We start from the raw sequence: 24,915 nt of genomic DNA, 5'->3' as shown, positions 1-24,915 counted from the left end.
GTTTACCTCTTACCTCTCGGGTACTCCTTTGGTGCCGCTAAATTCCGGCCCAGCGGCGGGCCGCGGCCAGTGGTCGGCGGAGTAAGTAATAGATAAGAGGCACCCGTGCACCGTAAATACGTGCGTGGCCGCGGGTGTTGATGCGAATCTGTGGTCGATCCTGCTGGATACTGGCGAGCAGGCGGTAACTGGCGGGAAGATTTTCGCCCTCGGTAGTCAGCAGGCTGTGGTAGCTCAGTTGTCCGTCAATGGGCGACAGCGGGTCGGATTCCGCATAGAACACCGTGCTGGCGTTTTCGGGAAGCGCGATGGCATCGGCCGTGGGCAGGTCGATCTGAATCTGACGCGCCGCCGGTTGCACTATCTCCATGACTTTTTCACCGGCGCGGATGCGGCGACCGATCCACTCTGCGGGATCGGTATAGATCACCACACCATCACTGGCGGCCTTGATACGGGTTTTATCCAGCTGGGATTTTTGAAAATCGAGATCCAGGTTGCGAATCGACAGATCGGTTTCTGCCTGTGCCAGTTTGTGGCCGGCAGAAGCCTGTTGGAAATTGTATTGCCGGGTCATGCGCAGGCGCTCCTGGTAGAGCGCTATCTCTTGTTGGACCCGGTCAATTTCTGCGGTGACCTCGGCGTCTTCCAGTGTGAACAGCAACTGGCCCGCCGTGACCGTCGCATTGGGGTGAATATTGATTTCGCGAATCACGCCGTCGGTGCGGGCGGAAACGATGCGCGGTTCAATTGCGGCCAGGGTTGCCGGCGCAAGCACGCTTTGGCGTACGGGGATTATGCAGATCGCGGTAATCGCCGCGGCGATGACCAGCGGCCGGCGACGCAGCCAGCGCCTGAGGGAAAACCGTTTTGTGCCGCGCAGCGCCAGTATCGCCTGGGTGATGGCCGCGGCGACTTCCCGCACGATTTCCTGTTCCTGCCCGGAGAGTGGGCGCGCGCGCAGCAGTGCCAGGCAGCCCTCATCGCCGCCGCTACCGAGGGGCACAAGGGCGAGAGTCTGCTGCTGAATATCCTTGCTGGATTCCGTGCTCCGGGGGAGTTCCAGCTGTAGAAGCCCGTGCTGGACGGTGCTGGGAAAATGTTTGCGCACCAGCTGACGCCAGCGCTGTGCCTCGCTGCTGGTGGCATCCACCGTGGTGACATTGGAGGCACTGATCAGTTTCAGCTCGCGACCGGAAAAAAATAAACCGGCATCGAAATGCAACAGCGATTGGCTGTCGTTACACGCGATACGTGCGATCTGTTGTGAATCGGTGGCAGCGCGCAGTCTTTTCTCCAGTGCGAGAAAATGGTTGAGCTTTTCCAGCAGCCGGGTATCCACGTCAGTTGGCTCCGCTCAATGCGGGATCGGCGCCATTGGCAAGCAGGTCATCGCCATTTTCCGGCAGTGAAAAGCGCGCTTCGCCGCTCATGCCGGAAATCAGTAGCGCGGGATTGAATCCGCTGGCACCCGTTTCCTGCGGCTGCCCGATGGTACCGATGACCCGGACGGTGCGCGTCACCGGATCAACCACCGGCACTATACGCTGCAGTTCGGCGCTGTACTGGCGACCTGTTTCATTGATGGTGACTTCAAAGTGCGCACCGATGGTAAGTTTTTCCAGCCAGCCGGAGGGAATGATGGCTTCTACTTCCAGCCCGCGATTGTCCACCAGTTCCAACAGGGGCGCGCCCACTTCTACTCGCTGGTGGGGCTCGATCGAGCGGCTCACCACAAAACCGTCAAACGGCGCGCGCACTTCGCAGTGGCTGTTGCGGTGTCGCAATACCTTGGCATTGGCTTTGGCTTCCGCCAGCTGCGCTTCGCTCTGCACCATTTCCAGCTCACTGATGTTGCCGCCCAGCTGGCGCAGGGAAATGTTCGCGTCCAGTTGCCGGCGTGCCAGTGCCTGTTGTGATTCGGCGCCTTCCAGTTCGGCCCTGAGCTCGGTGCAGTCGAAGCGGGCCAGCAGGTCGCCCCGTTGAAAGCGGTCGCCGGCGCGCAGGCGCACTTCGGTCAGTCGGGCGGCGAGTTCGCTGGAAAGTTGTACCCGGCTGAGGGCGTTGAGTTTGGCCGGGGCGCTGGTTTCAGCGCCGGCCTCGGCGTTACTGAATGAAGTGAGCCCCAACACCAGAACAAGTGCCGCTTGGGCCAGAGTTTGAGTTTGCATTGCAGGTACCACGCGTACATCTACCACAGGGTTTGGCTTGGAGGTCGGGACTACACGCGATCGAAATCCGGTGAAGCCCTGGCGCTCCGAGACCTATTAGTTACCAGTCACCAGTTTCCGGTTACCAGTGCGCGGAAGCCTGGCCGTCTTCACGGATTTCCGCCTCGCGCTTTTCCACCCCTTCCGGGTTGTAGCCGCCAACGGGCAGTAGCTCCATGCTGGCGTTCTGGGTGCGCATGTCGGCCACTTGTTGCTGGATCACCTCCAGCGGTTGGCGGTAGTCAATATAAAATTCCGGCTGGAAGCCCACTGCATTGCTCAGGCGGCCGTTGGCGCTGCGCCAGTCGGCATAGCTCACGTCGCGTTCAACACTGGAGAGCAGGGATTGGGTCGCGGCGTGAATGCTTTCCAGTTCGGTGCCCTGGCTGGATTGCCAGCGGGCGCGGGACTGGCTTGCCATCTCGCGGTCGATGTCCGCCATTTCCATGGCGTAACCGTGATTGAGTTGCGCGCGCTTCACATGGCTATGCGCCAGGTCGACCTGGGTGAGCACGGCAATGGTGAGTGCGGCGCGGCGCACATCGCCGAGGCGCTCGCTATCCCGGGCGTATTCCACCAGGTCCCGCCCGGCCACTACGGTGCCCAGCAGGTCCCAGGTCAGGCGCAGGCTGCTTTCGGCCCAGTCGTTGTAGAGCAGGTAGCTGTTGTCGTCGTAGAAGTAGCCGCTGCGCAATTCCAGCCCGGGCAGTAGTTGCAGGCAGGCCTTGCGGATTTCGGTGGCGGCGATGCGCTGGCGGTAATCTTCCTCCAGCAGCTCCGGGCGGTTGCGCAGGCTGTACTGCTCCAGCTCCAGTACGCTCATTTCCGCGAAGGGGCTGCGCAATACATCGCTGGGTGTGGCGCTGACGGTAAAGGCGCTGCCCGGGGGCAAGCCCATCAGCGAGGCCAGTTCCATTTTGGCGTTGTGCATGTCGCCTTCCAGCGCCAGCAGTTGCTGCATCAGATCCAGCAGGTCGCGACGGTAGGAAAGGCTGGCCTCGGTCTGGCGCAGGCCGCGCTCGGCGCTCTGGCGGGATTTCTCCAGGGCACTGCGGGTCTGTGCGATCAGGCCCGGTAACTGGTTCTGCGCACGCTGGGCGGCAGCGGCCATCCAGAAGGCGTATTCCACGTCCATGATGACGTTGTGCATCAGTTTGCGCTGGCGCTCGACAGCGATCATGACCCCATCGGCGGCCTGTTTGGCGGACAGGTAGTTGATGCCGAAGTCGAGCACATTCCACGACAGTTCCAGCCCGGCGGTGCTGTAGGTTTTGTCGAGGGAGGTGGACTGGGCCAGGGACTGGTTGCCGTTGACGTCCTCGCTGCTGGCAAAGTGCTGTTTGTTGCGGTGGTTGTAACCGGCACTGGCGGCAATTTCCGGCAACATGTCCCAGCGGGCCAGGCGCAGGTTGCGATTGGCAACGACCGCTTCCATCAGTTTCAGGCGGTTGTCCATGTTGTAGGCGATGGCGCGGGCAATGGCCTCATTGAGGTCGATGGGACCGGTGACGGGTTGTTGATTGCCAAAGGCGGTTTGCCAGTCGCTGCTGGCGCGTTGGTCGATGGTGGCGTCGTCGATGGCAACGGGTCTCACCGAACAGGCTGACAGGGTGGCCAGTGTCAGGCCAAAAGCCGTGACGGTGGCAATGGGAGCCAGGCGCATATCTCTTTGTCCTTAGCGTACTTATTGACTTCTGAGGGCGCGGTACTGCTGCGCTCGTTAAATCTAGTACAGAGACCCAGAACTGAAAGTTGGCTGCGGAATTTCGGCGGCTCAGGCTTCCTGACAGGTCGGTATCAGCTTGTGATTGGGCGTGTTCGCGACTACGAATTGTTTAAAGTTTGATCTGTTAGCGCCGGGTGCCGGGTCCCGAGGGAGGTGGATGACGTGGGCCTACCGCATACGGTAGGCTGATGACCGGCCTTCTCCGCTTGTGCGGCGATCAGTCGCCAGGAGCCATTGAAGTGCGTCCGACGAAAATAACAATGATCAAAGATCAGACGATGAGTATGACGATGAAAGAGTCCCTTGCCCTTGGCCAGTATTGAATTCCACCGCGTGAGCAAACGCTACAGCGACAGCCCCGCCACCGTGCCGGGGCTGGACCTGCAGATTCGCGATGGCGAGTTCATGGTGTTGGTGGGCCCGTCCGGTTGTGGCAAATCCACCATACTGCGCATGATTGCGGGGCTGGAAACCGTCACCGCCGGCGACCTGTTTATCGGCGGCCACCGGGTCAATGACCTGCCCCCCAAAGACCGGGACATCGCCATGGTGTTCCAGAATTACGCGCTCTACCCGCATATGACGGTGTTTGAAAACATGGCCTTCGGGCTGCGGGTGCGCAATTTCCCCAAGCTGGGTATCGAGCGTCGGGTGCGGGAGGCGGCGGAGACCCTGGGGCTTTCTGGCCTGCTGCAACGCAAGCCGGGGCAGCTGTCCGGCGGTCAATCCCAGCGTGTGGCGCTGGGGCGTGCCATGGTGCGGGATCCGCAGGTGTTTCTGTTCGACGAGCCGCTGTCCAACCTCGACGCCGAGTTGCGGGTACAGATGCGCGGGGTCATTCACCGGCTGCACCGCCAGCTGGGCACCACCTCCGTGTACGTCACCCACGATCAGGTGGAAGCCATGACCCTGGGAGCCCGCATCGCCATTCTCAACCAGGGCGCATTGATGCAGGTGGGGACGCCCCTGGAACTGTACAACGACCCCGACAATACCTTTGTTGCCGGATTTATGGGATCGCCGCCGATGAACCTGGTGGAGGTGATCAACGATGGCACACAGTTGAGCTGCGATCTGCTTACCCTGCCGCGCCCCCAGTTGCAGGGCCTGGCGCGCAAACTGCTGCTGGGACTGCGCCCGGAAAAACTGCTCTACGCCGCCAGCGCGCCGGCCAATTGGCCGCGCCTGAGAGGCCAGATCGAGCTGGTGGAAAGCCTGGGGGCAGAGATGCTGGTGCACCTGCGCGCTGGCAGCGCGCAGATGGTGGCACGCCTGCCGGGTTTGCGGGCATTCACTCTCGGTGATGCCCTGGAGCTCGCCTTCGATCCCACCGCGATTTACCTGTTCGATGCCGAGAGCCAGCAGCGCATTCGCGCAGACAGCGCCAGGGCGGGAGTGGGGCAGTGCTGAGGCGGCTGGCCTTCCTGGCCTTTGTGCTGCTGTCGATGGCACTCGCCGCCGGCGCCAGTGCCGCCGAAGTCCTCAATCTCTGGCACGGCTATCGCGGTGCCGAGCGCGCCGCCTTCGAGCAGTTGATCGATGACTACAACCGCAGCCAGAGCGGGATTGAAGTAAAAGCCCTGGCGGTGCCCTTTGGTGGTTATGCCGACAAGCTTTCCGCTGCACTACCCCGCGGGCAGGGGCCGGACATCTTTGTGTTTGCCCACGATCGCCTGGGTGGCTGGGCCAGCGCCGGGCACACGGTGGCGCCCATCGACCGCTATATCAGTGAGCGTTTGCTGCGGCGTTTTCCCCCCAACCTGATCGATGCCATGACCTTTGGCGGCGACCTCTACGGCCTGCCGCTCGCGTTCAAAAGCCCGGCCCTGATTCTGAACACCGACCTGGTGCAAACCGCCCCCGCCACCACCGACGCCATGGTAGCGGAAGCCCGCCGCCATACCGATCGCAAGGCCGGGCGTTTCGGCCTTGCCTACAGCTATACGGAACCCTTCTTTCACGGCGCGCTGATGAACAGCTTCGGGCGCGGCCCCTTCGACCGCGGTGGCAACCTGGACCTCGATAGCCGTGCCAATATCGACTCGGTGGAAATGCTGGTGCGCTGGGCGCGCGACGACCGCATCCTGCCGGAGGAACCCAGCAGCACCCTGGTGACCAGCCTGTTCAACCAGGGGCGCGCGGCCATGGTGATCAGCGGCCCCTGGATGCTGGGGGAGATAGCGCCGCAGGTGAATTACCGGGTAGTCCCACTGCCCAGCAACAGCGAGAGCGGTTTGCCGCTGTCACCCTGGGTGGCGGTGGAGGGGTTGTTTCTCTCACCCTGGTCGAAAAACCCTGCGGCGGCGGTGGCGGTAATGGATTTCCTTACCAGCCGCCCTTCGGCGGAAAAAATGGGTATTGAGGGCGGGCAGTTACCGGCCAATATCAGTGCCTTCGAGCATCCGGGGATCGCCACCAATGACACCGCCATGGCGTTCCGCCGCCAGCTGGAAGTGGCGGTGCCGATTCCCAACCTGCCGGCGATGACACTGTTGTGGGTGCCACTGGGCAATGCTCTGAAAAAAGTCGTGAAGGGCGCGGCCAAACCCGAGGCGGAAATGCGCCAATTGCAGCGGCGCATGAGTGCCGATCTGGCACGACTGGAGCGCTCGCGTGCACGCGGGGAAACGCCCGCAACCATGCCCCGCTGGCTCTGGCTGGTGCCACTGGCCCTGGTGCTGTTGGCCCTGTGGGCCTGGCGGCGCTACCGCGCGCAACTGGCCGCCGGCTGGCAGGCAAATCGTACCGCTTACCTGTACATACTGCCCGCCATGCTCGGCATGCTGGTGCTGGTGTTTTTCCCGTTGCTTTATGGACTGCTGCTGTCATTCACCGATACCACCGTATTCAACGAGCACACACCGCTGTGGTCGCGCCTTGTGGGGTTTGACAACTACGCTGCGATTCTCGGCGACTTCCACCTGTGGCGGGGGCAGGGCGCCGAGGCGACCATCGATTTCGACAACTTTTACTGGACCCTGCTGATAACCGTGTTGTGGACCGCGACCAACGTCATCCTGGCGGTGGGGCTGGCATTGCTACTGGCGTTGGCCCTGGACAAACCCATCTTTGGCCGCAACGGGTTTCGCCTGCTGCTGATCCTGCCCTGGGCTATTCCCAACTACATTACCGCGCTGGTGTGGAAGGGGATGTTCCACCCGCAATTTGGCGTGATCAATCAGGGGTTGCAGGTGCTGGGACTGGCGCCGGTGGCCTGGTTCGATTCCATAGGCGCGAGCTTTTTTACCGGGCTGGTGACCAATGTCTGGTTGAGTATTCCGTTCATGATGGTGGTCATTCTCGGCGGCCTGCAGTCGATTCCGCGGGAACTCTATGAAGTGGCCAGGGTGGAAGGTGCCGGGCGCTGGTTTCAGTTCCGCTCGATCACTTTACCGCTACTGAAGCCGGTGCTGATTCCGGCGGTCATCCTGTCGGTGGTGTGGACCTTTAATATGTTCAACGTCATTTATCTGGTGAGCGATGGTGCTCCCGCGGGCGCCAACGATATTCTAATTACTAAGGCATTCCGCATCGGCTTTGAGAAATACCAGTACGCTTATGCCGCTGCCTATTCCATGGTGATTCTGCTGTTGTTGTTCGGCTACGCCATGTGGCAGATGCGCATAAGCCGCACCCTGGAGGCCGCGCGATGAACGGCGTGGCCTTGCGGTTCAGGCATCTGCTGCCGTCGCGGTTGGTCGCGGCCTTGCGGGATATCTTCAGTTGGCGGTTTGCGCTGCTGGTAGTCTCCTGCCTGGTGGTGATCTACCCGCTGTTGTGGGTAGTGAGCCTGGCGTTTTCCGGGCAGCAGTCATTGACGCTGGTGCGCCTGCCGGAAGGCGCCAGTGTCGGGCAGCAATTGCTGGCGCTGGTGCCCCTGCCGGAGCGCTGGACCCTGGATAATTTCCGCGCGGTACTTACCGAGCAGCCGTTCCTGCGCTGGCTGGGTAACAGCCTGATCGTCGCCATCGCCACCACGCTGGTTGGGTTGTCGCTGAGCTGTACCGCCGCCTACGCCTTTTCCCGCTTCCGCTTTGCCGGTCGCAATCGCGGCATGGTGCTGTTCCTGATTTCCCAGATGTTTCCGGCGGTACTGATGCTGATACCGCTGTATGTGATCGTGGTGCAGTGGTTGGGGCTGGGGAATTCCTGGCTGGGGTTGATCCTGGTGTACTCCATCACCGCCTTGCCATTCTGCGTATGGATGCTGAAGGGCTATTTCGACACTTTACCCTATGAAATTGAAGAGTCTGCGCTGCTCGAGGGTGCCAGCCGCTGGACCATTTTTACTCGTATCATTCTGCCATTGGCGCGCCCAGCCATCGCGGTGACCGGGCTGTTTGCGTTTATGACGGCCTGGAACGAATTTATTCTCGCCTCTATTTTTATGGACGACGAATCCCGTTACACGGTACCGGTTGGACTGCGTTTTTTTGTCAGTGACTATGCCTCCGAATGGGGCTTTTTTGCCGCCGGTTCCATTCTGGTATCCCTGCCGGTTATGCTGCTGTTCCTCTCGTTACAGCGATTCCTGGTATCCGGCCTGTCTGCCGGCGCAGTCAAGGGTTAGCGTCCCTTTGCCGTGTGGAACAACAATAATCCAGCCAAAAGTTTTGTCTTATGAACATACTACGTTTTTATCGCTATTCGCTGGCGGGCCTTATCCTAAGCATTTCGGCCGGGGCTATTGCCGCGCCTTCTATGGCTACGCCATCTATTGTCGCCAGCACCAAGCCGCAACTGAACGGCGTGCAGCTGTATACCCTGCGTAATCAAATGCAGGAAAGCGTGGACACAACTCTGACCAAGGTGGCGGACGCCGGATACCAAACCGTTGAGTTTGCCGGCTTCTTTGGTCGCAGTGCCGGTGAAGTGCGATTGTTGCTGGAGCACAACGGATTGGCTGCGCCGGCCAGCCATTTCCCGCTGGAGCAAATGGAAGCGGATTTTGCCTCGGTCATTTCGGATGCAAAAGCGCTGGGTAGCCAGTATGTGGTACTGGCCTGGCTGGACCCGGACCGGCGCAGCGCGGACGACTATCGTGCGCTGGTGCAGAATCTGAATGACTGGGGCCGCCAGTGCCGCGAGGCGGGCCTGCGCCTTGCCTACCACAATCACGATTTCGAATTTGAACGCACCGACGGATTTATTCCTTACCAGTTGTTACTGGATAACACCGATCCGGCACTGGTGTTTTTTGAAATGGATATCTACTGGATGCACAAGGCCGGGCAGGACCCGTTGGCTTATTTTGAACGCTACCCGGGACGTTTTCCGCTGTGGCATCTGAAGGACGCCATGAGTGAAGGGGCCATGGCCGACGTGGGGCGCGGCGTGATCGATTTCCCCGGGCTGCTAAAACATGCGAAAAAAGCAGGGCTGGAATACGGTTTCATAGAGCGCGACGATGCTGTCGCACCTTACGACAGCATTCACCGCAGCCTGCGCGCGGTGAAAAACTGGGATTAACGCTGTCGGGTCAGCCGGCCGGTGCTGGTCCGGTGCTTTTGCGGATCATCAGCCGGTGCGGCAGTATCTTGTTACAGGCTTCCATTTTTTTGCCATTCAACTGCGGCAGTAACAGCTCCATACATTCGATACCGATTTCCGTCATCGGCTGGGCTACGGTGGTAAGTGCGGGGTAGCAGTACTCCGCATAGGAAATATCGTCGAAGCCCATTACCGATATATCCTCGGGAATCCGCAGTCCCATATCGTGCAGGGTGGCCAGGCAGCTCATGGCCATTTCATCGCTGAAATTGAAAATCGCTGTGGGCCGGTTTGGCTGCGACATCAGTTTGCGCGTCGCCTGCTCCGCATCTTTCAGTCCGTAATTTCCCGCCTCGATCAACGCATCATCCACCTGGATACCCGCACCGCGCAGGGCGTAGCGGTAGCCTTTGAGGCGATCCTGGGTGCTGGGGGATTTCACATGGCCGGTGATGGCGGCAATGCGTTTATGGCCGAGGGAAATCAGATAATTTACCGCTTCTTCCGCGGCCGCCACATTGTCGATGTTCACCTTGGGCAGGCCAGGCAGGTCAATGGCCTCGCAGGCGTTCACCAGCGGTGGCAGTTGCTCGCTGAGTGGGGTATCCGGATCGATATCAAACGGCAGGTTGGCGCAGAACAGCAGTATCCCGTCGGCCTGGCGCGAGCGGGCCATGGCGGCGAAGGAGCGCTCGCGGCTTTCCAGTTCCTGGGTGTCGCCGAGCAGCAGGGAATAGCCGTTCTCCAGCGCGATACTCTCGATGGCGCGGATCACCGGATAATTGAAGGCGCTGGTGACGTCGGGAATGATGGCTACCAGATTATTGGTCTTGGCCTTGCGCAGCCCGGCGCCGAGATTGCTGGGGGTGTAACCGGTGCGGTTGATGACTTCGAGCACCTGATTGCGCTTCTCTTCGCTGACCAGCTCCGGGTTGTGAATCACCCGGGATACCGTGGACGGGGACACGTTCGCCGCTTTGGCGATCTCAATGATACCTGTCATGGCGTTTTCTCTCGTTTTTATAATTGTTTTACTTCTGTACAAGCACGTCTTATCGGTACTGCATAGATTCTCGATGATAGCGCTTGTCGCAAGCTTGTGCATTGACTCTACTATCTTTGGGATGGGGTTTTAGAATTCCTTCTTGCGTTGGGATGGATCGTTTGCTCGAAACGTTTTCAGAAGGTGGCTAGTTTTAGTATTGCCCCTTGCCGACTTGAAAATATTTTCACAATTGATGGTTTTAAAGCGTAAAAAAGGGGCGCCTGAGCGCCCCGCAACTTACTTCTGACGAGATTTACTGAATCAACAGATTAAACCCGGGCTGGATAAAAATCGTATCCGGATGGGCCACATCGCTGGTGGTCCAGTTGTTGATATTGACGGTGCCGTTACCGGTATAGGAGAAGAACGCCGCTCCCGGGTGTGGCGAAGAGAACCGCGAGGTGGTTACACCGTCGAGGCCGGTGCCGTCGATGACGATATCGTTGAACACCACATTCTGGAATCCGCCGCCGTAACCCACCTGGATGGCACTGCGCTGGGTATCGTAGATGGCCACGCGGGAAACGGTGACGTTGCGGATCGAATTACTGGAGGCTTCCAGGTCGATCGCGCCGCGCTCGCCGTTGTACAGATCCTGGCTGGTGCCGCTGCGGATGATGGTGCTATCGGTAAACTCCACCCCGGTGTTGTTCTGGAAGTGATAGCCGGGGAATACGGTGTTCATACGGAAGCCGGAACCGCCTACGGTATCCACGATCAAGTTGTGGCTGGCCTTGTGTCCGCTGCCACCAAAGAAAGCCACGGCCGCCGCGCGCCAGTTGTTTTCAATGGTGTTGTGGGTGAACAGGTTGTTTACCCCGGGAGGCGCGGCATTGTAGTTGCTAGTCCATACCGCCAGGGCATCGTCACCATTGTTGCGCAGGTTGCAGTTGCGCACGGTGCTGTTGCTGGTGCCCTGGGCGAAGTTGACCCCGTCTGCCAGGTTGTTGCGGATACGGCTGTGCTCGATCAGCAGGTTCTCCGCGTGAATCGCCGGGTTGTGTGCATAGTCGCCTACCCAGAATCCCGCTTCGAAATGCTCAACCCACACATTGTGGATATAGGAATCATTGCCGAAGTTATCCATAAACGCTTTGTAAATCGCATTCTGGCTGTAGCGCGAGCGCAGGTTGGAATTCAGATATACATGACTGAAATCAAGCTGGCCCAGTATGCGCAGTGAAATACCACCACTGGCGGAATTGGCATTGGTGAACTGGATGTTGGTGTGCCAGATACCAGCGCCGAGCACCGTCAGGTCCTGGATCATGTTGTCGGTACTACCCACCCGCCACATATCGTTCAGGTGGAAGGTGCCCGCCGGGATATACAGACTCTGGCCGGTGGCTACCGCCTGGTCCACTGCGCTTTCAAACGCGGCAAGGTCGTCGATACCGTCATTGGCGACAGCGCCAAAGTCGGTGACCGCCACCGCATTGGCCGGACGTGCAATGGCCGCAGGCACATCCTCGATCTCGATGAAATCCACACCGTACTCGATGGCATCGGGGCCTTTCTGAATGCGGATTACATCGCCCGCCTGCAGTGGGGAATCCAGCTTCCAGTGCACCTCGTCAAAGCGGAACAGCGGGCGACCGCCGCCCGGGGCATCGTTGGGGTGATCGCCGGAGAAATATTGCCAGGCGAAGTAAGAAGTGAGATCAATGGACTTGGCATACTGGCCGTTGACGTAGACATCCAGCGAACCGTTCAGACCCATACCATCGCCAGAATCCGGCATGGTAAAGCGCATGGTCACACCGGCACCGCCCTCACCGTTGCGCACCGTCCACTGGGCGTAGCTGCCACTGGCGGGCAGGGCGATATAGCTTTGTGCACTGGCCTCGGAGGCAATCTGACTCTGGTCGAAGGTAGGCGCACTGCGCACGACGGCGCCGCCGCCAGTGCTTGCGGCATCGGTGTCGTAACGGTGGTAGGGCATGGCTGCGCCGTGGCTACCATCGGGTTCAGGGTGAGGCGAACCAGAGCTGCCGCCACTGCCGGAGCCAGAACCGGAACCAGAGGAGCTTGAACTGGAACTTGAGCTGGAAGAACTGGAGCCCGCGCCGCTGGAACTGCTCGAACTACTGGAGCTGCTGCCTGTACCGGAACTACCTCCGGAGCTGCTACTGGAACTCGAGCTGGAACTGGATCCATTTAATCCATTGATGGTGATATGGAAATCTGGCGATTCATCCTTGATGTTCACCACATTGTTGAACAGGGTCAGGTTGTTGAATTCCACATTGCCCACCGCGGGGCCCTGGCCAGCTTCCGGCATTGGGTTGGACCAGATAGCGAAGCCGGAGCGGTTCGGGTATTGCGGATCGACCTTGGCACCGGAAATGGTGACATTGGTGAACACCGTATCCTCGAACACATTCTCGTGCTGGCTGCCGGAGTATTTGGTCTGGAACATGATGCCGTGATACGTGGGGTCGACAATTTCCAGATCCGAAATGCGGATGCCGCGGAAGGTGCTGGAGGCCGAGAACAACCACATGGCCGGGAATACCTGGTCCCCCCAGAAGTGCCCGCCGGAGCGCAGTATGGTGATGCCCTCAAAGTTGGTGGTGGGCGTGTACTGGAAGCCGGTAAATGCATAGCCGAAGTTCAGTGAACTGATGGTGACGCCACTGTAGGTCAGGGTATCTTCCACCTGGATGTTGCGGAAACTGTTGCCCTGGCCACCGTAGCTGGCGAGCCCAGCGGCGCGCCAGGGAGTCATGGCGGTGAGGTTTTCATACAGGTTGTTCTGCACGATACCGCCACCGTTATCCGTCGCCGCGAACAACGCAAAGCTGTCGTCGCCAGTGGAGCGGGCTTCGCTGTTGAACACATGGTTGCCGCTGGAGCCGTTGGTGAAATTCACCCCGTCGGCAAAGGTGTTACGGATACGCACGTTCTTGATCACCGTATCGTGCACACTGGCGCCCCAGAACATGCACACCTGGTGTTCCACCCACAAATTGTCCAGCGTCATATTGCGCACGCCGTTGAAGTCGAACACCTTGCCGGGACCGTCAATGCGGCCGACGTAGTTGCCGAAGAACGCAAAGTTGGCAAAGGTGGAACCGTTGGCTGCCTGGGCTACTGCGAAGCCCGCATCCGTGTTGGTCTGTGAGCTTGGTGTATAGAAACGGGTGTACCAGGGGCCGGCGCCGACAATTTTCAGCGGCGCCTGGGTTACCTGAAACTTGTAGTTGGTCTCGTAGTTACCCGCCGGCAGATAGACGCCTTCCGCACCGCTACTGGCGGCATCGGTAATCGCTTGCTGCACCGCCTGATGCGTGAAGCCGTTCGGTACCACGAAGGTCCCCGGGTTCGGGTTTGGAATCGGTGCCGCATTTTCCAGGCTGATAAAGTCGATGGCGTACTGGCTGTTATTGCCCGCGTCTTTCTGCAGGCGAATCACACTGCCCGCGGGAATGACCCGGTCAAACATCAGATTGGCTTCGTCGTAAATATGCCGTGGTGCGCCCGCGCCGGGATTGTCCTGGGGCGAGGCCTCGTTGCCGTACAGCCACGAGTGCTTGGAGGTCAGTGACAGCGCTTTTTCAAACTGACCGTTTACATAGACATTCAGGCTTGAGGAAATACCGCCGCCGCCCGCGGCATCGGGTATGGAAAAACGCGTAACCAGGGTATTAGTGTCTTCCTGGGTGGTGAATTCCACATAGGCACCGGTGTTATTCAGGGTTACCGCACTGCGACCGGAAGCCTCGCCGGCGAGGTCGCCGATAATACGATTGGGCGTGAGTACCTGGGCGCCACCACCGGTTACGCCGTTTTCCGCCTGATAGATGGAATAGGGCATATCGGCACCGCGCACGGTGGGATCCGGGTTGGTGCCTTGTTGCTGAGTGGTACCGGTGACGCTGTTGCTATCACCGGAGGTGCCGAACTGATTGTAGGCACGCACCGCGTACTGATAACTGGTGGATGGGGTGAGACCGCTGTCCGCGAAAGAGGTATCCGCGGTGTTGTTGATCACCTGGCCATCGCGCAGGATCTCATAGCCGTCGGCCAGTGCCGCTGCATCCCAGCTCAGGAACAATGTCGTGCTGGTGCCGCCAGATATGGAAAGGTTTTGCGGTACCGTGGGTGGTAACGGATCCGGGTAGCCGTGGATTTCCACTTCCGAAAACTGTCCCGCATTCCAGCCGGTATTGCCGGATACTTCTAGACGAATAAATCGCAGTGCGGTTTCGGCAAAGCTGGCAAAGGTGCTATTGCCACTCGCCGGGTCAAAGCTGTATCCCTGCGTTGCCGCTACCGGGAAGAAGTCCGAGCCATTGTCACTACCGGTGATGGTAATGGTCTGGGTACGCGCCTGCCAGGCAAAATCCGGTGGCAGCTTCATGGTCACTTGATCTACCGTGTACTGGTTGCCGAGATCAAAGGTGGCCGTCTGCGGAAAGCCCACACCGCTTTCCCAGTAACTGCTGCTATTGCCATCGGTCATATTCGATGGCGGAAGGTGGCCGACCGCACTGCTGGCACTGGCACTCGCATCGATCGCGGGATAAGTGCTTGGAGTACCGCCACTGCTGCCGCCGCTACTGCTACTCGATGAACTACCGCCGGAACTGCTGCTTGAACTGCTACTGGAGCTGCCACTGCTATCGCTGCCGTATATTTCCAGCTCCGAGGCTTGCGCCGCGGGCCAGCCGGTATTGCCGGTAACCGTAACCCGCAGATAGCGCGCGTCGGTTGCACCGAACGGAATGGTGACGGTGTTGCCGCTGCCTTGGTCAAACTGATAACTGGCACTGCCAACGATGGTGCTGTAATTGGCCCCATCACTGCTGCCGCTGACGCTCAGGGTCTGGTTGCGAGACTCCCAGTTGGTCGGCAGTTTCAGTGCGATACTGGTGAGCGATTTACTGCTGCCGAGATCCGCGGTGAGTGACTGCGGAAATGCGTTGTTGGCACTTTCCCAGTAACTGGCCTGGTTGCCATCATTGGCGTTACCTGCGCCGTACACATCGGCGTAGGAGCTGGCGCTCAGCTGTGCGCCGGGTGCGAGATTGGTTTGTGCCTGCAGGGGCAGGGTGACCAACAGATTGATCCCGGCCAGGCCCATTGCGAGGCCAAAAGGCCTGCGCCCGGCGCCGCGACGACGCCTGTGGGCGCTTTGCGTTTTCTGATTCATCATCGATTCCTCGATCCTGTTTATTGTATGGTTGTATTTAGCTAGTTCTATTTGGGCGTTTCTATTTGGGTAGTTCTGTTTAATCAGGCATACCCAATCCTGTGAATTACGCGCGCACGAACCCCGTAAGGACACTCAATAACAAGTTCCAGGTTCGATAATCGTGCGTGTGGTTACCCCGGCCACAGGGCGCCGGACTGCCGGTAATAATTGAATACTGTGCGCGCTTGAAGGAGCGCAAAATGACGGCGTGGTACAGAACTATCCGTACCGTCTGCTTTAGAGTGCTTTTATTATTTTTATTGTAAAAAGGGCACTGGCCCTGTCGGGTATGCCGCCCGGCTAACGATTCTGTAGCCGGGCGGATTCATCTATGAATACTGTCCTCTGAGTACGAGAACCGAGACCGAGAGTGTGAGTTAGTGTGTGAGTTAGTTAGTGTGGGTCCGCCAGCAGACTGATCGCCATACCGCCGCCGGCGGCCAATTGAGCGCGAACCTTATCGCCGGCTTTCACCTTGCGGGTTTCGATAACATAGTCTTCGGGGTTGCGGCGATAATCTGCCTTGTCACCATCGCGATAAATGGTAGCGGTGTAACTCAGGTCCTTGTTGAGAAAATCCAGATTTACCGCAACGTCGCGGGCCTTCTCATCGGTAATCGCACCGACAAACCAGTTTTCACTATCCCGTTGCTGGCGCGCGATGGCGATATGCTCGCCGATTTCACCGGACAACACTTTTGTGGTTTCCCAGTCCGTCGCCACGTCTTTGATAAATTGAAAAGCATCCGGGTATTTCGCATAGTTTTCCGGCAGATCCGAGGCCATCTGTACCGGTGAGTAGATCACCACATAGAGCGCCAGCTGTTTTGCGAGGGTGGTATTGACCTGATTATCCGGCCGGCTCGGTAGCGAGATATCGAAAGTGCCTGGGGTAAAATCCATGGGGCCGGCCAACAGGCGGGTAAAAGGAATGATAGTGGTGTGGTCCGGCGGGTTGCCCCCGTCCTTGGCCCAGGCATCGTATTCCTGGCCCCGCGCGACTTCCCGCGAAATCAGGTTGGGGTAGGTCCGGCGCTCGCCGGTATCTTTCACGGTTTCATGGGCGACGACCATGACCTTATGCGCGGCAGCCACTTTGGTGACCTTCTCCGCGTGCTGCACAAACTTCTGTCCGTGGTGGTAATTGCCATTAGTGAGCAGTTCGCCGCTCTCCACATAGCCGGTTTTTACCGCTTTCATGCCGTGTTTCTGCAGGAAATCGTAGGCGTCTTCCAGCTGGCGCTCGTAGTTGTCGGTTTCCGCACCGGTTTCGTGGTGGCCGATAATGTACACACCCTTGTCTGCGGCGTACTTACTCAACGTATCCACATCGTAATCCGGATAGGGCTTGGTGAAGTTGAACGCGGCTCCGCCATGGTTGAACCACTCGCCGTCCCAGCCCCAGTTCCAGCCTTCTACCAGCACACCGTCGAAGCCATTGGCGGCGGCGAAATCGATATACTTTTTGGTGTTTTCGGTAGTGGCTGCGTGTTTCGGGCCCTGGTTCCAGGTGCCTTTTTCCAGGTGTAACTCCCACCAGATGCCGACGTATTTGCCGGGCTTTAGCCAGGAAACGTCACCCAGTTGATTGGGCTCGTTCAGATTCAGGGTAAGGTAGGAGGTAATCAGATCCGTTTCTTTCTCGGCAATCTGCACCGTGCGCCAGGGACTGGCAAATGGCGTACTGGTTTCCACCTTGACCGGGTTGTCTTTATGAATGGGTACCAGTGCGGCCTTGAGGCCAGTGCCATTGCCGGAAAGATTCATGGTGGCGTAATCTTTCAGCGCCGCTTCGTGAATGGCGATGGCGAGGCCGGATTTATCTTTCATGGTAAACGGTGTATGTACCAGTTTTACCTGGTCCAGCGGCGTATTCTCGGTCAGGTATTCGTACTTTTCCCCCGCCAGCGCGGGGGTCCACCAGCTGGAGTGGTTACCCAGCAGGTTGAACTCGGTGGCCTCCTGCATGATTTCCACTTTGTCCAGACCTTGCTGCTGGGGGACCTGATAGCGGAAGGCGAGACCGTCATCGTAGGCGCGGAAAATCAGGTTGAGCTTGCGGGTAGCGGGGCCTTTTTCTTCCAGCGCGATCACAGCTTCGTTGAAGTGGTCGCGAATATAATGCTCCTCACCCCAGGGCTGTTCCCAAGTGCTGTCGGCACTGCGGGTTTTTACGTCGACGATGGAAAAGTCATCCAGCATGTCACTGGCGGACTTGAAATCCAGTCCGAGCAGCGACTCTCCAATCACCGGCTTTCCGGAAAAGCTGGCGCGATAGGCCGGTTGCCCCTTATCGGTCAGGTAGAAATCCACAGCGATCTTTCCCGAGGGCGACGCCAGGTTTGTTTTGGATATCCCGTCAGCGGTGGCGCCGGCGCTCAGGGCCATGGCGATGCCGGCTGCTAATAGAGAGGACAAAGGAAAATTGTTCATCGCTGGTTAACTCTTTTTATCACAAATGATTTTTATCTGTTTTCTATGCATCGATGGTAAAGATTCAGTTCACGACCTGTCTATAGATTGAAATCGTTTTCAACCTTTTCATTTTCAGTTCTGAATATCATTACTTCGATACTGGAATAAAAAATCCCCGGGCCGTTAATGCTGGACGCGGGGAAAGGCGAAGATGACTCAAGAGAGAGTCTGACATGCACAAGGTGAACACTTTCTAAAATGACGCTTGATTGCTATGCCGCCATGGGTTTCTCCGAGGGACAGTTTTTAAGGATAAACGACTGGTGATCCGGGAGTTGCTGGATAAAGTCTTCCAGAGCCTGGCGGTAATTGAGCAGGTGCGCGCGGGTGGTGTTGTAGTCGAAACTGTTGATCAATGGAGAATAAGATGCGGGACGCAGGCCCATGCCTTCGCACACGGAGCGCCAGCTGACCGGCGCAAACAGCGGGTCCAGCGATTCCGGAAGACCGCCCTGAGCCTGAAAATAGTCCAGGGTCTGACGCAGGGAATCCGGCAGTGTCATATTTTTGCACCAGCGCCAGAAGGCGGTATCTTCGCGCTGTGTCAGGCAGTAATGCAGTACGATGAAATCACGAATTTCCTCGTAGTCCATGGCCATGCGGCGATTGAACTCCTGGGCCAGTACCGGTTGGCAATCTCGTTCCGGGAAGTGGCGCATAAAATGCACCATTCCACGGGCAATCAGGTGGATGGCCGTGCTTTCCAGCGGTTCGATAAATCCGGACGCCAATCCCAGGGCGAGGCAGTTGCCTTTCCATATCTCGCGCCGCATGCCGGTTTGGAACGGAATCACCCGTGGGTCGGTCAGTGGCCGTCCTTCCAGTTGTGCCATCAGGGTATCGATGGCCTCATCGTCAGAACAGTATTCGCTGGCGTAGACATATCCATTACCGGTGCGGTATTGCAAAGGAATTTTCCAGCTCCAGCCCGCCGGCTGTGCGGTAGCGCGAGTGTAGGGCGGCGGCGCACTGACATTTTCTGTCTGTATGGCGATGGCGCGATCACAGGGCAGGAAATGGGACCAGTCTTCGTAACCCGCCTGCAGCGTCTGTTCGATCAGCAGGCCGCGGAAGCCGGAGCAGTCGATAAAGAAGTCGCCGGCAATTTCACGTCCATCCTGCAGCTGTACTGCGCGAATATGGCTACAGTCCTTTTGATGCACCCGAACCACTTTGCCTTCGGTGCGCTTCACTCCCCGTTGCTCAGAGTATTCGCGCAGATAGCGCGCAACGAGGTTGGCGTCCAGATGCAGTGCGTAGCGCGCCTCGGACACCGGTGTTTTACTTGCGCCCTGGGGCAGGAAGAATTTCTGGTGCTTTGCCATCACCGAACAGGCGGAAAAATCCTGCAAGGCAAAGCCGTCGCCCTTGCTGCAGGATTTCAGCCAGTTCTGGTAAAACACATATTCATCCATATTGGCGCTGATGCTGCCAAAGGGATGGAAGTAGGACTCCCCCCGTTGCTTCCAGTCGGAGAATTCGATGCCCAACTTGAAACTGGCCTGAGTCTTCTGGATAAAGTCTTTTTCGTCGATATTCAACGAGTGCAGCAGTTCGAGAAACGGCGGTATGGTGGATTCGCCCACGCCGATGGTGCCGATCGCCTCCGACTCCACCAGCTCCACCGCGAGTTCTTCCGGGGAAAACTGGTTGCACAAAACCGCGGCAGCAATCCAGCCTGCGGTGCCGCCGCCTACGATGGTAATTTTTTTCAGGGAATTCATGCGGCTTCCTCATCGGGTTTTGCGACAGCGCCGTGCTCGCGAATAAACTGGTAGTGATCCGGTGCGCCCGCCACCGCGTTGCGCAAGCTAGTGCGCAGGCCCTCAAGGTAACTCTGCCGTTGTGCTTCCGGAATCTGGTTTAGGCGCAGGTCGTAGTGTTTGGGTAGCAGGTCGAAGCCAGAAAATATGGCCAGCCAGCTTGGCTGGTGGAACATCTCCCAGCGGTAATTGACGATATGCCCGCTGGCGAGAAAAAGATCCAGCTTGTGCTGGAGTGTGTCGGGGATGGACATATTGCGGCAGTAACGCCAGAAATCGCTGTCATCTCGTGCCGTGGCTTTGTAGTGCAGAATCAGGAAATCCCGAACCCGAAGATACTCGAGTGCCGTAGTTTGATTAAATTCATTGACCATCGAAGGTTGTATATCAAAATGGGTAACCAGGGTTTTGATTTTTTCGATGGCTGTTTCGATCAGTGCGATACTGGTGCTTTCCAGGGGCTCAAGAAAACCCGCCGCCAGTCCGATGGCAATACAGTTCTTCTCCCAGGTGCGTACCCGTCGCCCGGGGGTAAACCGTATACGCCGCGGATCTGCTGTCAGTTGTCCGGGAATATTGTCGCGAAGAATCTGCTCTGCACGTTCGTCGTTCAGATATTCGCTGGCGTACACATGCCCGTTGCCGTCCCGCTGTTGCAGCGGAATCCGCCATTGCCACCCGGCAGTCTCGGCGTTTACACGAGTGTAGGGCTTAGGCGCCTCGACCCTCTCACTCTGCACGGCCACTGCGGAATCGCACAGCAGCCAGTATTGCCAGTTTTCGTACGGTACGCCCAGGGTTTCCTCGATGAGCAGCGCACGAAATCCGGAGCAATCGATAAACAGGTCACCCTCGATCTCACTACCATTTTCCAGGTGCAGAGCTTTGATCCGGCCGTCTTCATGCTGGGATACCCGATGGATAACCGCATCTACTGCACGGACACCCTTGCTGGTGGCGTGGTCCTTCATTAACTGAGCAAACAGCGCTGCGTCAAAATGCAGTGCCCAGTCATAAACCCAAAGCGACGACGGCGGATTGGGGGACGGAAAGGTAAATTTTTCCGCTTCGGCGAGCGTTACGCCCAGGGAGTATTCTCCCAGTGGCGCGGCCTTTCCTTGGCGATGTTGCTGCAGCCAGAGTTGATGGAAATCGATGGATTGACCAGAGGTCTGAATATTTTGTCCGTAGGTGCCGAAGGGGTGAATAAAGGAAGATCCGGGCTTGTGCCAGTTATTGAACTGAATACCCAGCTTGCAGGTTGCCTGCGTTGCCCGGATGACATCCAGATCCTGCATTCCCAGGCTGCGATAGAAATTGCGGATTGTGGGGATGGTTGCCTCGCCGACACCAATGCTGCCGATCTTCGAGGATTCCACCAGGGTTATTTCCGCCTGAGAGCCAAAATGCTGCGACAGCGCTGCCGCTGTCATCCAGCCTGCAGTGCCGCCCCCGGCAATCACAATTCGATTGTTTGGCCTGCCCATTTTTATTCTTCTCTTTTTCTATTTCTTTTTATATGTGTTTTTTTATTGCTGTTTTAATCGGGTGCGGCCCGTTGCCCAGGCCGCACCACTACTACAGAAAAGACATTCGTTTAGAACTTGGCTCGAATACCCAGGGAGTAGCGGGCCTCATTGTCGTAGATCAACGCTTCCTGTTCCACGCCGTCGGCGATGCGATACACCTCGCGTACATCTTCGCCCGTCAGGTTGGACCCTTGCAGATATACCGTCACATCATCCAGTACGTCGTAGGAGATGTTCGCATCCAGATAAGTTTCCTCCGGTGCGTACTTGGCAAAGTTCAGTGGGCCGTAGGACTGGATAAAACGTTCGCTGCGGTGGTTCACCGCCACACGCCCCTGCCATTTGTCCTTCTGGTACCAGGTGATGAAGTTGAAGGTATTCTCCGAGTTGTTCGCAAACGGATATTTCATGCCGGTTACGTCGGAGTGATCACCAGGAACCTCACTGGGTGAATAGGTGTAGTTCGCCTCGATACCGAAGTCGCGCACAATATTCATCTCGGTGAGATCGGACAGCGCCAGCTTGGCTCCCAGCTCGACACCTTTCACTTCACCGCCTTCACCCACTACCGGGCCATTACCGGTAATGTTATAGGTTTTACCGTTGTAGTCGACCTCGATGGTGCTTTCCTGAGTCTCCAGGAAGGAATCAATTTTCACCAGGTAGGCGCCCATGCTCAACATGCTGGCATCACCGAAATAATATTCCGCGGAAATGTCAAAGTTGTTGGTGAGCCAGGGCTCCAGATTGATATTGCCCGATGAGTTCCAGCCGCTGGGAATACGCTGGGTGGGATCATCCGGGTCCGCCGCGGTGAAAATGGTGCGGCTGCTGCCGTAATTGTCGAGATCGAGATCCTGCTTGTTCTTGGCCGCAGCGAATCGCAACATCACATCGTCGGTGACATTCCAGGCAAGGTTCAAAGACGGCAACACATCGGTGCGTTTCTTGGTCTCGGTGGTGCGGCCGGTGTAGTAGTTGGAACCGCCGTTGGTACGGGTAACGCTGGTGGTTTCGTAGATGACCGCCTGGATCTCGGAGTCGATTACTTTAACTCCGAAGGTGCCGAACACATTGCCGAACTCGAAATCAGACTGTACGTAACTGGTCAGCTCGTTAAGGGTTAAATCATAGCTGGTACCAGGATTCACAATGGGTTTGATATCGCCAAAGATTTTGCGGTTGATGCCTTCGCCGTTATCCAGGCTTTTTGGATCTACCGCCCAGAATCCCGGAATACCACTGACGTTATCCCCCAGGTCATCCACAAAGGTCAGGCCCAGGCCGTGGAAATCCAGTCCTTGCGGCGGCAGGGTGAAGTAGGGAACAAAGGACGAGCCATCATCCTCGGCACCGACGAGGCGTTCGCCCGCGGAGCACTCGGCGCCGGTACCTCCACCATCAAATTTCTGGTCGATGGAGCGCCACTGGGCATAGCAGCCCACTTCGTTGCTCGCGGCGGCCAGTTCCGGGCTGGTCAGGCGATTGTCGGAGCCCACGTAGAACTGCGCCCAGTAATCGTAATTTTCTTTTTCCACTGTACGACGGCTGGGGCGCAGACCGAATTCCACGTCCGTGACGAACAGGTTTTCCGGTTTGAAGTTAACGTTGAGGTTAACCGCGTTCAGGTCCGATTCGATATTGCTGTTCTGCTCCAGCTGCAGGCCTTCCATGATCCAGCTGTCTTTGTTGGCCATATACTGCGCAAGGGTTTTTTCACCGTTGGCATCGGTGAGTCCACCGGCAATTTTCTGGTCGAAGCCGGACAGAGCAACCTGGTAGTCCCGGTAGGCCATCTTCAGGCGCGGGTCTTCGTTGTAGCCGAGCGGGTTGGGCAGTACAAAGCGGCCGCCGTTGACACCCACCTGATCCAGCTTGTCCGGATCCAGGGTGAGGTTGTAGCGTTCGATCACGTCGCTGGGATAGAAGTGATTGTCGATGGTCTGAACCGTATCACCACGGAAGCTGTTGATACCGCCCTGGGCCGTGGCGTAGACCTGATCGTTGTTGGCGGTGGCGCTGATGGCGCGCAGGCTACCACTCCAGGGGCCGCCGTTATCCCAGTTCAACTCCACATTGAAGTTGGTAGAGGAGGTATCGATCTTGCGGTTGGAAGTGAGCGAGTAAATCCACAGCGGCTCGACATCAAACTCGTCTGCGACCACCCAGGTGCGCCCGTCCTTGCCGGTAACGGAATCACTGATGGACGTGGGCGCCGCAATCTGTGCACCGCTCCAGCCGTTGGGGTCACTGTAGCGGGGATGCCACTGTGCCTGGCGGTCGGCGCTGGTGTTGCCCTGACCCTGCCAGCGGTTGGACAGGTTCAGGCCCACACGGCGCTGGTATTCAGTAGCATCGGTGTGGAACCCTTCCACCACCAGGTCGAGACCATTGCCCAGGTCTGCCTGCAGTGCGAGGTTAATACCGTCGCGGTTGCGCTCATTTTCCGCGTTGAAAAATTCGTAGCCGTGATTGGTGTTCACGGTCCAGGATCCGTTGAAATCGGAGCCGGGGCCCATTTCCAGCCCCGCCGGGTCACCCACATGGCCGACATAGTCGTTGGCCAGGTTTTTCTGGCCGGTGACACCGGAGACCATCAGGCCGATATCGTCGTTACGCCAGTTCACCAGCGCATTGAAGGTGCTGTCTGCCTCGCCGCTGATTTCACCGTAGGAAACGTCATAGCCGCTTGCGGTGCTGAGGCCGTCCTCGAAATCCAGCGGGCGGAAGGTTTCGATATCAATGGTGCCGGTAATACCGGAAACCGCGTTGCTTACATCCAGAGATTTATACACATTGGCGCTGCGCAGCAATTGCGAGGGCACATCGGTGAAATTGGGCTGTGCGTTTGCCAGGTTACCGGCGGCTAGGAACTGTTCGCCGTTCAGCATGACCGCTACCTGTTGCATACCGCGTACGCTCAGGCTGCCGCCTTCACCGGCAGAGCGCTGGATCTGTACCCCGGTGATGCGCTGCAGTGAGTCGGTAATGGTGGTATCCGGCAGCTTGCCGATATCTTCCGCGGCGATGCCATCAACGATGGATTTTGCATCGCGCTTGGTATTGATGGCGGTTTGCTGGGACTGTTTCACCCCGTAAACCACAACTTCTTCCAGTGACGCATCACTATTTTCCTGCGCCAGTGCGGCTCCCGCTACGCCAAAGAGCGCGTAGGAGGCGACCGCGGCAGCAAGGGTTTTCTTGCAAAAACGGTTGGAATTCTTCATGAATCTCCCCTGATCACCAATTATTGGTTACTTGTTATTGATCCCAAACAACGAAAGCCTGCACGTGACAATCTGAGCAAGCGCTTCGCCCGTGGGGTGGGCGAATCCGGTGGTGAAAGGAGCGGTTGGCGGGGTGCTGGCGGAATGCATTGCCAGGTCAAACTTTGCGAGCCGGGGTAGGAATCCCGGGCGCCACAAAGGCCGGTTGTCTCTTTCTCTCATCTGCTGCGGCGTTCCGGTTGCTGGTGTTATT

The 24,915-nt window shown here is 57.9% G+C and carries 13 protein-coding genes; 4 read left to right on the top strand and 9 right to left on the bottom strand.

The genetic code is table 11. The features are described from left to right. Nucleotides 1-37 precede the first annotated feature (37 nt). From GRX76_RS18885 to GRX76_RS18875, 3 genes are all read right to left on the bottom strand, one after another. Nucleotides 38-1,342 (bottom strand): efflux RND transporter periplasmic adaptor subunit, encoded by a 1,305-nt coding sequence (locus GRX76_RS18885; protein ID WP_160154702.1) that lies wholly within the window; start codon nucleotides 1,340-1,342, stop codon nucleotides 38-40. Nucleotide 1,343: 1 nt separating this feature from the next. Next, nucleotides 1,344-2,171, bottom strand: a complete 828-nt coding sequence (locus GRX76_RS18880) for an efflux RND transporter periplasmic adaptor subunit (RefSeq protein WP_160154701.1) — start codon at nucleotides 2,169-2,171, stop codon at nucleotides 1,344-1,346. 121 nt (nucleotides 2,172-2,292) lie between these two features. Next, entirely contained in the window at nucleotides 2,293-3,873 is a 1,581-nt protein-coding gene (locus GRX76_RS18875) for a TolC family protein (protein WP_160154700.1), read from the bottom strand. A gap of 372 nt (nucleotides 3,874-4,245) precedes the next feature. On the opposite strand from GRX76_RS18875, the gene GRX76_RS18870 reads away from it, so the two are divergent. From GRX76_RS18870 to GRX76_RS18855, 4 genes are all read left to right on the top strand, one after another. Further along, complete coding sequence (locus GRX76_RS18870) at nucleotides 4,246-5,346, top strand: ABC transporter ATP-binding protein (protein WP_160154699.1); 1,101 nt, start codon at nucleotides 4,246-4,248, stop codon at nucleotides 5,344-5,346. After that, entirely contained in the window at nucleotides 5,340-7,589 is a 2,250-nt protein-coding gene (locus tag GRX76_RS18865; protein ID WP_160154698.1) for an extracellular solute-binding protein, read from the top strand. The genes GRX76_RS18870 and GRX76_RS18865 overlap by 7 nt, the downstream gene beginning before the upstream one ends. Beyond that, nucleotides 7,586-8,506 carry a sugar ABC transporter permease gene (locus GRX76_RS18860; protein WP_201276864.1) on the top strand — a complete coding sequence of 307 codons (921 nt, stop codon included), beginning with the start codon at nucleotides 7,586-7,588 and terminating at the stop codon, nucleotides 8,504-8,506. Before GRX76_RS18865 ends, GRX76_RS18860 begins: the two co-directional genes overlap by 4 nt. Nucleotides 8,507-8,637: 131 nt before the next feature. Beyond that, entirely contained in the window at nucleotides 8,638-9,405 is a 768-nt protein-coding gene (locus tag GRX76_RS18855; RefSeq protein ID WP_160154697.1) for a sugar phosphate isomerase/epimerase, read from the top strand. A gap of 10 nt (nucleotides 9,406-9,415) precedes the next feature. Here GRX76_RS18855 and GRX76_RS18850 read toward each other — a convergent pair whose 3' ends face one another. The 6 genes from GRX76_RS18850 to GRX76_RS18825 all read right to left on the bottom strand — a co-directional run bounded on the left by GRX76_RS18850 (nucleotide 9,416) and on the right by GRX76_RS18825 (nucleotide 24,662). Then, entirely contained in the window at nucleotides 9,416-10,429 is a 1,014-nt protein-coding gene (locus GRX76_RS18850) for a LacI family DNA-binding transcriptional regulator (RefSeq protein ID WP_160154696.1), read from the bottom strand. A 295-nt stretch (nucleotides 10,430-10,724) separates the two neighbouring features. Next, nucleotides 10,725-15,629, bottom strand: coding sequence for a discoidin domain-containing protein (locus tag GRX76_RS18845; protein WP_236250474.1), 4,905 nt, complete (start codon nucleotides 15,627-15,629; stop codon nucleotides 10,725-10,727). Between the two features lie 432 nt (nucleotides 15,630-16,061). Then, nucleotides 16,062-18,101 (bottom strand): glycoside hydrolase family 97 protein, encoded by a 2,040-nt coding sequence (locus GRX76_RS18840; protein ID WP_160154695.1) that lies wholly within the window; start codon nucleotides 18,099-18,101, stop codon nucleotides 16,062-16,064. 254 nt (nucleotides 18,102-18,355) lie between these two features. Then, nucleotides 18,356-19,867, bottom strand: coding sequence for a tryptophan halogenase family protein (locus tag GRX76_RS18835; RefSeq protein ID WP_160154694.1), 1,512 nt, complete (start codon nucleotides 19,865-19,867; stop codon nucleotides 18,356-18,358). Beyond that, nucleotides 19,864-21,393 (bottom strand): tryptophan halogenase family protein, encoded by a 1,530-nt coding sequence (locus GRX76_RS18830; protein WP_160154693.1) that lies wholly within the window; start codon nucleotides 21,391-21,393, stop codon nucleotides 19,864-19,866. Before GRX76_RS18830 ends, GRX76_RS18835 begins: the two co-directional genes overlap by 4 nt. Nucleotides 21,394-21,503: 110 nt before the next feature. Next, nucleotides 21,504-24,662 (bottom strand): TonB-dependent receptor domain-containing protein, encoded by a 3,159-nt coding sequence (locus GRX76_RS18825; protein ID WP_160154692.1) that lies wholly within the window; start codon nucleotides 24,660-24,662, stop codon nucleotides 21,504-21,506. Nucleotides 24,663-24,915 lie beyond the last annotated feature (253 nt).

The organism is Microbulbifer sp. ALW1 (assembly GCF_009903625.1).
In the GTDB taxonomy this organism is placed as follows: domain Bacteria; phylum Pseudomonadota; class Gammaproteobacteria; order Pseudomonadales; family Cellvibrionaceae; genus Microbulbifer.
The sequence above is the reverse complement of the archived record's forward strand: the minus strand, read 5'-3'. Positions and strand labels throughout refer to the sequence as shown.